Genomic DNA, 10,589 nt, shown 5'->3' on the forward strand with positions numbered 1-10,589 from the left:
TATATCGAAACCGCACCTGCAAACTCATTAACGCCGCAGCAAACCGGTGACAGGGTAAACAGAACCTTTACCAACGCAAAACGGGAGCCAGTGGCTCCCGCTTCTAATCTCTAAGTCCGCTTAGACTTTCAGGCCGCTTCAGTTTCCTGAACCAGAGCAGCTTCTGGAGCTACGTAAGTGTAGCCAAGGTTCTCAGCAACTTCAGCAACAGTGACTTGACCCTTATAAACGTTCAAACCCGGCAGGAAGCCTGGAATGTCGCGAAGAGCAGCTGCGTAGCCTTTGTCAGCCAGCGCCAGAACGTAAGGCAAGGTCGCATTGTTCAGCGCGTATGTTGAGGTGCGAGCCACTGCGCCTGGCATGTTTGCCACGCAGTAGTGAACCACTTCATCCACGATGTAGGTTGGATCCTGGTGAGTTGTTGCGCGGGAGGTTTCAAAACAACCACCCTGGTCGATAGCAACGTCAACCACAACAGAACCCGGCTTCATCGCCTTGATGTGCTCTTTGGTCACCAGTTTCGGCGCAGCTGCACCAGCCACCAGAACAGCACCAACAACCAGATCAGCAGCCAGAACTTCTTTCTCAAGCGCGGCACGGTTGGAGAACACTGTCTTCAAACGGGAACCGAAGCGAGCAGAAAGGGCGTCGAGAACATCAACGTTTCTGTCCAGAACGGTAACATCGGAGCCAAGGCCGATTGCCATTTCAATTGCGTGGGCGCCAACAACACCGCCGCCAATCACAACGGTTTTCGCAGGAGCAACACCCGGTACACCGCCAAGCAGAACACCAGCGCCGCCATTGGCTTTCTGCAGTGCAGTTGCACCAGCCTGAATGGAAAGACGACCAGCAACCTGAGACATAGGCGCCAGCAGAGGAAGGCGGCCTTTTTCGTCAGTTACGGTTTCATAAGCGATGCAAACCGCGCCGGAGGCGACAAGGTCAGCAGTCTGCTCTGGATCCGGAGCCAGGTGCAGGTAGGTGAACAGCAGGTGATCAGGACGGAGCATCTTGCGCTCAACAGCCTGAGGTTCTTTCACCTTCACAATCATTTCTGCTTTCGCGAAGACGTCTGCAGCAGTCGGCAGGATGGATGCGCCAGCTGCAATATAGTCAGCATCGCTCGCGCCAATGCCAACACCAGCATTGGTTTCAACAACCACGTCGTGGCCATGAGCAACAACTTCACGCACGCTGTCTGGCGTCAGACCAACGCGATATTCGTGATTTTTTATTTCCTTAGGAACACCAACAAGCATCACAATCTCCCAATCAGCTTCGGCTTTGTGTTTCTACATAGCTTATGGAAATCTCAGCTGCAGATGCTTGCAATGTGCGCACGACACGGTACATTTTAGCAAACATCTACGAATAAACATCGTTCAGACACAATAATCTGCGAAAACGGCAAAGCTATGAAACTCGACAAGCTTGATAAAAAGATCCTCCGCGCGCTGCAGGACAATGGCCGTATCTCCAATTCTGATCTTGCAGATCATGTGGGTCTGTCCGCCTCTGCCTGCTTGCGTCGTGTCCGGACTCTGGAGGGTGAAGGCGTCATCGAGAAGTACGTCGCACTGCTCAATCCGAAAAAGCTGGGCAAGCGTATGAGTGTCTTTGTCGAGATCTCGCTCGGCTCTCAGTCAGAAGAAGCCCTTTCAACATTTGAGAAGGCTGTTGATCGCTCCACCGAGATCATGGAGTGCCACCTCATGGGCGGCGATGCGGATTACATCCTGCGTGTGATGGCCGATGATCCGGTTGATTTTGAGCGCATCCACCGTGACCACCTCACCCGCCTCCCCGGCGTTGTGCGCATGCGCTCCTCCTTCGCGATCCGCTCCACCAAACAAGGCAGCGCCCTGCCAATTTCAGAGAGCTAATTCACCTCGAAAACCTTGCGGTTTTCTCACAGGCATACTCGACGCTTCTGCCAAACCTCTCTATAACAACGCTCAATTGTATATTGCTGCAGTTCTCCCGGGCTGCATGAGTATGGAGCACGACTTTGACCCCAATTATCACTTGCTTGCTGGACGGTCGCTACGAGCTGGCCGAAGGTCTCCTCTGGGATGAACTGACAAAACACCTGTTCTTCTGCGACATCCTCGGAAAACAGATCCACGCAATGCATTGGGATAGCAAAGAAGTCACCACATGGGACTTCCCGAAAGTCGTCGGCTCCTTCGGTCTTTGTAAAGACGGTCGCCTCATCGTGGCGATGAAAGACGAAATCATCCTGTTTGATACAGGCACCAAAATGTACGAGGTCATCGCGAAGATTGAGCCGGATAATCCACGTACTCGTCTGAACGACGGCAAGGTTGGACCTGACGGCGCATTCTGGGTGGGCACCATGGACGACATCAGTCCAAGAACACCAATCGCCAGCCTCTATCGCGTCACACCAGACGGCAATGTCACGCAAATCGCGACAGAGATCAGAACCTCCAACGGCTTGGCGTGGTCTCCGGACAACAAGACCATGTACCACTCTGACACCGGCTCCGGCGAAGTCTTCGCCTATGATTTCGACCGTGACTTCGGCGCAATCACCAACCAGCGCAAGTTCCTGCAGCTGGACAACACAGTGGGCAGACCGGACGGCGCAACAACAGACACCGATGGCAACTACTGGTCCGCAGGCGTCTCAGCAGGCAACGTCAACTGCTTTGATCCGGATGGACAGCTGCTGCAGTCCATCGCCATGCCTGTTCCACGCCCGACCATTCCGTGCTTTGCAGGTCCAAACCTGGGCACACTGGTCGTGGCAAGTCTGCGCCCTCATGGAGATGACGAGCTTCTCAAGGAGTTCCCAAAATCAGGCGGTCTCTTCGCAATGGATGTGGAGCACAAAGGCCTGCCAACCTGTCGTTTCGGATAAGCTCTGCCCTGCGTCCTGAAAAACAAACAGATTTAGCACCGCTGGCTCATGTCCGGCGGTGTTTTCGTTTGAGCCCCGGAGTACGGGGTGAGCAAGGCGAACAGGCAGTGCCTGCGCATTATGAGTAAATTAGTTTCTTCGGCATTGGCTGCTCGCCTCGCCCGGGCGTTTTTGTATGAAACAAGGTCTCCACCGAAAGGCATTGGGAGCAGGCACCATCAGCAACAAGCACATCAGCCAGAGGCAAATGTGAGTGTCAGTGATAGCTAAACGCCTGCCAGTGTAGACGCCCATCGGGTGACCAGCTTCCGCTTGGTCCCTGCACTAAAGACTTTCAAGGGGTGTTTCAACGGACCCGCCGGAGGATGCGTTAAGTCTCCCGGTAGCCCCGCCCAGCTCACGCTGCACTGACGGTCGCTCCGCCAGCTGCCCGTTCACGTGAACATGAGATCAACAATAAGCTAGCCTGAGCGCACGGGGATAAGATTTTCCGGATGCAGACAAAAATAAGGGGCAGTCAAACCGCCCCTCAATCAACTCTGCTTCAGCTTTCACCAGCCTCAGAAGGCTTGTCGTCAATCTGGTAGGGCGCGAGAACCTTCTTGGTTTTCTCCGGCAGGTTCTTCCCCCAGCCAGCATCAAGCTTGTGGTCAACAGACACGCGGTCATCAAACACAAAGCACTCGCCTTTCCAGAGGCTCTCGTCCTCTGGTACATTTTCCAGATAATTCAGAATACCGCCTTCAAGGTGGTAAACCTCATCATAGCCCTGCTCCAGCATCAAGCCGGTAGCCCGCTCACAGCGGATACCGCCGGTGCAGAACATGGCAACCTTCTTCTTGGCGCGCAGAGAGTTATCATTGCGTTTGACCCACTCAGGAAACTCATTGAAGGTTTCCGTGTCAGGGTCCAATGCACCTTCAAACGTGCCCAGAGCAAACTCATAGTCATTGCGCGTATCAATCACGACCGTATCCGGGTCAGAGATCAGCGCATTCCAGTCCTCTGGCTTCACATAGGTGCCGACAAGATCATTCGGATCGATATGGTTCACACCCATATTCACGATCGCCTGTTTCAAACGCACCTTCATGCGCTTGAATGGAACTTGCTTTGCCCAGCTTTCCTTGACGGTGATATCATGAAAACGCGGGTCTTTGCGCAAGTAGGCAATCACGTCCCGCATCTGCGGTTCTTCACCAGCAATAGTTCCGTTAATGCCCTCACGAGCAATAAGAAGACTGCCGCGAATACCTCGGCTTTTGCAGTAGTCAAGCAGAGGTTCGCGCATGTCTTCAAAGTCCGCAAACTCAACAAACTTGTAGAGCGCACAGACCAAAATGGGGGTTAGCGTATGTGTCATTCTTTGCCTTTGTGGGCTTATTCGTAGCAGTACCTATACTCATTTCCATCGGGTCTGTCAGCAAAAGAGACCATACCAAAACTGTAAACCTCCCCTGCCGAAGCAGGGAAGGTTGAAATGTAACTCGCACGAGAGGTCGTCACAGGTCCATTTACCGGCCCGGGCGGAAGGTTTCCATAATGGTAAGAAGCGTCTGAAGCTGATCCGGCGTGCCAGACTGAGCAACCTTTTCCGTAGCACCAGCAGCTGCCATGGTATCCATGGAGTAGATCTGCATAACGCCCTGGTTGGTTGCAGCCTGAGCCAGAATGTTCTGCTGCTGAGAAGCAGCCACGTTATTCTCAAAGAGAATACCGGTTGAGTGCGCCATCGTCTGGAAAAGCGAACCCATAGCCATGGCGGGTGCTTCACCAACAACCTTCACATTGGTTTGTGTGACGGCATCAGTAATCATTGGATTTACCGTATCCGGCATAGTCGTCATCCTTAAAAATGCAGCATATCTTTCGAAGAGACGAAACCGCCTTTCGAATACCGATACGCGGGAGACAGAAACAAAAGCAGCTCAGCAGAATATGAACTGCCATGAATAAGAGAAGTCGTGTCCGGTGATTTCACAGAGAACCACCAGGGGCATGCCCACCTGAAAACCAACCGGACACCATTAACTGCAAGTTGAACCAACGTCGCCGGAGGGCGACGCCTAAACCCGTTAGGTTGGGTTGAAAACGCGCATGATTGTCAGCAGCGTGTTCAACTGGTCTGGTGTGCCGCTCTGAGCAACTTTTTCGGTAGCACCAGCGCCAGCCATCGTATCCATGGAGTAAATCTGCATGACTCCCTGGTTAGCTGCTGCCTGAGAAAGAATGTTCTGCTGCTGAGCGGCAGAAACATAGTTCTCAAAGAGAATTCCGGTGGAATGAGCCATTGTCTGAAAGACACTGCCCATTGCCATCGCAGGGGCTTCACCCACGACCTTTACGTTGGACTGGGTAACCGCGTCAGTGATCATAGGGCTAACAGTTGTTGGCATTCTAATAGTCCTCTTTCATACAGTTCTGGTCAAAATCCGGTTCTGCATTTCCTTGAACTGGCTCCAAAGGAGTACGCGCTACTACAACTTAAAGGATGCATCAGAACCATTCTCATCGCTCTGGCCTTTGCACCAGAAAGCGAAGCTCGAAAGTTCCGGTTATGGGTTGAAACTACGCAAGGTAGTCAGCAGCGTGCTGAGTTGGTCAGCTGTCCCAGCCTGAGCAACTTTTTCTGTGGCCGATGCCCCGGCCGTTGTATTCGCGGAATAGATTTGCATGACGCCCATGTTGGTCGTCGCCTGTGCAAGAGTGGTAGATTGAGACGCGGATGCGACTGAGTTCTGCAACAAAATGCCCGTTGAATGTGCAAGGGATGCATAGAGGTTTCCCATCGCAATTGCAGGCGCTTGCCCAAGCACCGTTACATTGGATTGCGTGACAGCATCCGTCACCATGCCGTCCTCTGGTATTACGGGGCCAATCCCCGGTAGATCCGCCATAAATCACTCCCACCTGATCAACCGAACTCATGAGCAATTCGGTAAAAACGCAGCCCTGCTTCACCTCTGATCAAGCGCAAGCACTGCACTGACCAGAGGCAAACTCTCAATTATTTAGAAAACTCAATGGCCGTTGCAGACTGACCAAACACCGCGACTTAACGTGAAAAGTACCGACACAATGTTCCGAGCAAACTCTCGTTCACCTGCTCGGCTTCCTTCGGGTCCATATGTGAAATGCTGTTTGCAGCAGCCATGGAACCAACAGAATAAGTATGCAAAATTCCCTGATTCAAAGCGGTCTGCGCAATGATGTTCTGGCGCTGTGCATTCGAGACGGAATTCTCAAAAAGCACCCCTGTCGATTGCGCCGCTGTCAGGAAGGTCAGCGCCAGCGCGAACGCAGGAGCCACCCCAAGAATTGCAATCACGTCAGCATCAACAGTTCCGCCATCGGAGGGTTTTGCTGCGCCACATTGTTCCTCAATAGTCTTTGGCATTTTTTCTCCAATATGCTTGTTATTATTGCCATTTACAGACTATTGACGCCGCTCCTCTCTATTTGTGAACTCTTTCCTAAGAGCCAGTGCCCTTCGTAAGAATTGGTTCACACATCACTCATCTATCGCGAGATCTCTGTTGCAGATAACTGATCAAAAGCTCGGAGAGCTTCTCATTGAGTGGCGCAATCTGCCTTGAAAGCTCCGATTTGATTTCCTTCTTCAGAAAATCCCGCATGGCTTCAGCAGCCTGTACCGCCATCGCTTCCTGATTGGGAACCCCGCCGGGACCGGGCAGGCCAGAGCCCGGAAACTGCGCCATGCCGGGACCAGCTTGCGGCCCACTTTGCCCAGGCACCATTTGCGGCTGCGGCTGCGCGGGCGGCGGTGCTGGTGGTGATTGCGGCTCCTCCTCCTCATCCCCCGTACCAATCACGCTCTTAATCGTCGTAATCTCTTCATCAATGGAGGTGCACAGCTTGGCTGCCGCCTGCTCGACCTCAGACACAATCGTCTGCGCAGAGGATGCTGCATCATCACAAGCCCGATTGATCTGCGCCTGCTGCTGACGGATTTCAGCAACCACCTCATTGTAGTTTGGAATGCCCTGCCTCAGCTGCGCAAATTCACTGGCGGCCTGATCCACATTCTGCTTCACCTTGGTCAGCTGCACGACAGCATCATCCAGCGCAGAGTTGAATTCCGGGCCCGGTGTCACCGTGACCTTTTGAGGACCAGCATCTGCGGCCCCTGACGTTCCGTTCGCGGCTGTACTCATCGCCTCACTCCTCAAGTCCAGTCTTACCAGTTGTGATCTGAATTCCGCTCGGAACTGCGGTCCTCTCCCCGCGCGTCAAACTCAATGTCGCCAGTGGAGGTAAACCGCGCAAGAAGCTCCTCTTCCACCCCATCCTGGATCAATCGGTCCTCGTCTTCACGGTCCTCATACCGATCGGCCTCTTCCTGCAATCGCTCATCGCGAAACCCGAGAACCACATCCGCTGCAGTAATGCCATCTTCACACACCAGCATCCCTTCCGCCTTCACCAGCGCATCCCGCGCCAGACTCAGGTGACACAAAAGCCCTGGCAGCGTCTCAACACCAGACCGCGACAGCGTAAGCGTCTCTTCCTGCTCGATAACCCCTTCCCAGCGGCGTAACTGATTGAGGATCACCTCCTCCAATTCCTCTCGAATGTATGTAACGTCCCGTTCCATATCTCACCTTTAGAGCTGACCGGGGATCTGCCTATCGCGTCAGAGCCCGAAGAAAAGTCGCAAGCAAAATGTAATCCTATTGAAACAACAGCGTAATTTCCTGAAACAGATCCATCAGCTGACCCGCTTCCGGCAGATCACTCACTCACATCCTGAAACGCCGAGATGGCATTGGTCACCATGACGTTCAGCTCCGTCAGCGCAGGTGTCGCTGCCAGCGCCGGATCCTGCGCTATCTTCGCAGCCACAATCGCCTGTGCGGCCATGGAGATTTGCATGACACCGTTCATGTAGGTCTCTGCATTTTGCGACGCATGCCCGCTGGACTGCTTGGTCATCACATCATCAGGAATGGAGATCATCGACTCCAATCCTTGGTAGTTTTGAAAGTTGGTAAACTGCACGGCCTGAGTAATCTGTTCGTTTAAGGCAGAAGTTGAAGGCGCAGAGGTTGGCAATGGTGGATAGGATGGCCCGGAGGACTGCTCCTTCCCGGTATCCGTGGATGTGCCCTGCGACTGCCCACCCGCTCCGTCAGAACCGGTAGTATCCTCAAAGTCTGCACCGCCAGCAGATCCCTTTTCACTATCCATCACCATGGTTTGTTGCGCTCCGGATTGACTGTTGCTCTCACTTGCTGTGTTGACGGTTTCCGTTGCCGCCTGTGAGGACATTTTGACCGCTGGAGAAGATCGCTGAGCACCCTGTGTTCTGGATGCCTCAGCACCGGACTGAGTTGAGGAACGCAAACTATTATCGCTCAAAGGTCCGTGGAGCAGAGAGATCAGGCGCCGCCGACGCGTAATCGCATTCTCATACTCTTGAGAAGCTGAACTCTCACCTCTCTCCCTCACCATCAAATTCCCTCAAATTAGCCACCTGAAGGTTTAGACTCCGCTCCAGAGGTCGGGCCTATTTCCATAATCAGCTGCACGCCTTTGGACACAACAGCCGTCGATATCTGGTTCATGGATTGTTGCGCATGGGTCGCATTTTGAACCGACAATCCCGTCGCATTGCTAACCACTTGGTACAGATTGGCAATTGCCTGAGAAGGCGCTTCACCCACCACCTTCACATTTGTCTGGGTAACGGCATCCGTCACCTGAGCATTTACAGTATCTTCCGCCATGCTTTCGCCCTCGCAGTCTAAATTCGTTAACTATTCGGAGAGACGCACTCCCAACCCTCCTGTGAACATTCAATCTGCTCAATTGAGCCGCTTACGCTTCTTGGAGCGGGCATCTCTCAGCTTCTCACGCAAAAACTGCACCCGTTTTCGGGCCAAAGCCTGAGAAATATTCAGCTCCTCCGAAATCTCGCTGTAACTGCGATCCTCGGCAAATTTCATGGAAAAAATCTGCTGGTAGATAAGAGGAAGCCGCTCCAGCGTCTTGCTGATCAGCATCAGCTCTTCCTTCTGAGCCAGCAACACTTCCTGCGGTGCGCTTTCAATCTCTGTATTGGCCAGATGTTCGTCGTAAACATCCTTATCGCCATCACGAAACTGATATTCATAACGCTTCTTCCGGTACTGACTGATAAACTCGTTTTTGAGCGCATACATAAAAAAGGCGATTGGCTCCCTCATATTCAAGGGACGCTGTTCAAAGTGCGATGCAACTTTGATGATCGTTGCCGACATCAACTCTTCAGCCGCATCCATGTCACCACCAGTAAGATGAAACGCTCTTCCAAATATCTTTTTTCTATGTTCGTTCCAGTATTCCCAAACAGGCGTCAAATCCTGACGCCCATCAAGATGTTCTAGTCGTGTATTCTTGCAATACATCCGCCACACCTCAATGTATTACAGACTAAATCTCTAAACACCACAAAGAGACATCACGAAACACACACCAACACTGGCATGAAGAACAGATATCAACTTTATTTCTAGAGAATTCGTCCGCTTCGATAGAGATGAAGCTACGGATATTCTTGTTTTTGGAAAACCAACGCAATTTTATGGGTTGTATTAATTCATGCTTACAACCTTTGATAATAGAACGCGAACCAGATTAGAAATTTTAAGAGGTTCCAGTCACTTAACGACCTTCGAGTAATCAACCTTGCAGAATTACAACACAACCAGAAACACGACGACGACCTGTTAACAACCCATAAGGTGTATACTTGAGATTGATACAATCCGAAAAATGCATAAGCCCAATCTCATAGAGCGCCATCCACCCTGCCCTTAATAGACAGCTCGCCCGGCGTTTTGTGACATCAGCGATTCTACAAATTAAAGGAGGGATTGTTTTTCCAGGTGCTCAATCACAAACCGGGCACGCTCTTCAACGCACACTTGCGGCACGTCAACCAACTCATATCCATAAGCACGATAGACCGAAACATTCGCGGCATAATCCTGGCACGCAAAGTCAAAGCCATGCGTTCGCTCCGCATCATGTTCAAAAATCTCTCTCCACGGCGCACACACAAAAACAGGAGAAGCAAACCGCCTCAGTTGCGCAGCACGCACCATGCTCTCAGGAACAGAAGCCCCAATAATTGCACTATATGCAATCGCCTCAAGAAAACTGCGATCATGGAAAACAGGCTCATCTGATCGCACCACCCTCTGATCAAACGCCGCAATGGAATGCTCAAACAACAAATCCCGAAAGGCAACGCAGTCCTGATCAGGAAGGGCAGAACCGTCAATCCCCCGTTGCTCCCGCACCAACTGGCGCCCAACCTTCTCCCGGCACGCATACCCAAGAGACTTGAGATACTCCAGCAAAGTAGATTTCCCAGCACCAGACGCACCAGACGCACCAGTAATGACAAAGTTCATCGCAAAACCTCGCAAAGAATGAGCAAAACAAGACGATATATTGGGGGGAGAGTTCGAAAACCGGAATGCAAGGAGCGCAAAAAGGGTAGTGCTTTCGATCTGAAGTGTGAATCGGCATGCAAAATTGACCCGGTTAGGTGGGTTATGAGCGTTTAAGATTGACCCACCTGTTTGTTAGGATCCGTGCATTTAGCGCGGGGCATGAACGGGTGATATTGATGGAAAGTGCAGCCAAGATCCGCCGTCTTGTTTTACGGGATGGTCGAAGTGTCCGGTCGGTCAGT

The 10,589-nt window shown here is 52.2% G+C and carries 14 protein-coding genes; 2 read left to right on the top strand and 12 right to left on the bottom strand.

Features of this window, described 5'->3' with window-relative positions; all coding sequences use genetic code 11:
* Positions 1 to 128: 128 nt before the first annotated feature.
* Positions 129 to 1,262, bottom strand: coding sequence for an alanine dehydrogenase (gene ald, locus PsAD37_RS23240; protein WP_057460912.1), 1,134 nt, complete (start codon positions 1,260 to 1,262; stop codon positions 129 to 131).
* A 156-nt stretch (positions 1,263 to 1,418) separates the two neighbouring features.
* On the opposite strand from ald, the gene PsAD37_RS23245 reads away from it, so the two are divergent.
* Entirely contained in the window at positions 1,419 to 1,886 is a 468-nt protein-coding gene (locus tag PsAD37_RS23245) for an Lrp/AsnC family transcriptional regulator (RefSeq protein WP_057460911.1), read from the top strand.
* A gap of 125 nt (positions 1,887 to 2,011) precedes the next feature.
* Positions 2,012 to 2,887: an SMP-30/gluconolactonase/LRE family protein gene (locus tag PsAD37_RS23250; protein ID WP_063298108.1), complete on the top strand. Its 876-nt coding sequence runs from the start codon at positions 2,012 to 2,014 to the stop codon at positions 2,885 to 2,887.
* Between the two features lie 544 nt (positions 2,888 to 3,431).
* Here PsAD37_RS23250 and PsAD37_RS23255 read toward each other — a convergent pair.
* The 11 genes from PsAD37_RS23255 to PsAD37_RS23305 form a co-directional block, all read right to left on the bottom strand.
* Positions 3,432 to 4,250: a rhodanese-related sulfurtransferase gene (locus tag PsAD37_RS23255; protein ID WP_063298109.1), complete on the bottom strand. Its 819-nt coding sequence runs from the start codon at positions 4,248 to 4,250 to the stop codon at positions 3,432 to 3,434.
* Positions 4,251 to 4,401: 151 nt separating this feature from the next.
* Complete coding sequence (locus tag PsAD37_RS23260) at positions 4,402 to 4,725, bottom strand: RebB family R body protein (protein ID WP_057460908.1); 324 nt, start codon at positions 4,723 to 4,725, stop codon at positions 4,402 to 4,404.
* A 237-nt stretch (positions 4,726 to 4,962) separates the two neighbouring features.
* Positions 4,963 to 5,283, bottom strand: coding sequence for a RebB family R body protein (locus PsAD37_RS23265; protein WP_057460907.1), 321 nt, complete (start codon positions 5,281 to 5,283; stop codon positions 4,963 to 4,965).
* Between the two features lie 159 nt (positions 5,284 to 5,442).
* Positions 5,443 to 5,739 carry a RebB family R body protein gene (locus PsAD37_RS23270; protein WP_063298110.1) on the bottom strand — a complete coding sequence of 99 codons (297 nt, stop codon included), beginning with the start codon at positions 5,737 to 5,739 and terminating at the stop codon, positions 5,443 to 5,445.
* 203 nt (positions 5,740 to 5,942) lie between these two features.
* Entirely contained in the window at positions 5,943 to 6,284 is a 342-nt protein-coding gene (locus PsAD37_RS23275) for a RebB family R body protein (RefSeq protein ID WP_063298111.1), read from the bottom strand.
* A gap of 118 nt (positions 6,285 to 6,402) precedes the next feature.
* On the bottom strand, positions 6,403 to 7,062 hold the full coding sequence (locus PsAD37_RS23280; RefSeq protein ID WP_063298112.1) for a hypothetical protein: 660 nt from the start codon (positions 7,060 to 7,062) through the stop codon (positions 6,403 to 6,405).
* 23 nt (positions 7,063 to 7,085) lie between these two features.
* The gene (locus PsAD37_RS23285; RefSeq protein WP_057460905.1) at positions 7,086 to 7,502 is read right to left on the bottom strand and encodes a hypothetical protein; all 417 of its coding nucleotides are present in this window, start codon (positions 7,500 to 7,502) and stop codon (positions 7,086 to 7,088) included.
* Between the two features lie 137 nt (positions 7,503 to 7,639).
* Entirely contained in the window at positions 7,640 to 8,359 is a 720-nt protein-coding gene (locus PsAD37_RS23290) for a hypothetical protein (RefSeq protein ID WP_063298113.1), read from the bottom strand.
* Between the two features lie 14 nt (positions 8,360 to 8,373).
* Positions 8,374 to 8,634 (bottom strand): RebB family R body protein, encoded by a 261-nt coding sequence (locus PsAD37_RS23295; RefSeq protein WP_054663306.1) that lies wholly within the window; start codon positions 8,632 to 8,634, stop codon positions 8,374 to 8,376.
* Positions 8,635 to 8,712: 78 nt separating this feature from the next.
* Positions 8,713 to 9,294, bottom strand: a complete 582-nt coding sequence (locus PsAD37_RS23300; protein ID WP_063298114.1) for an RNA polymerase sigma factor — start codon at positions 9,292 to 9,294, stop codon at positions 8,713 to 8,715.
* A 456-nt stretch (positions 9,295 to 9,750) separates the two neighbouring features.
* Complete coding sequence (locus PsAD37_RS23305; RefSeq protein ID WP_063298115.1) at positions 9,751 to 10,305, bottom strand: AAA family ATPase; 555 nt, start codon at positions 10,303 to 10,305, stop codon at positions 9,751 to 9,753.
* Between the last annotated feature and the right edge of the window lie 284 nt (positions 10,306 to 10,589).

This window comes from Pseudovibrio sp. Ad37, assembly GCF_001623075.1.
GTDB lineage: Bacteria > Pseudomonadota > Alphaproteobacteria > Rhizobiales > Stappiaceae > Pseudovibrio.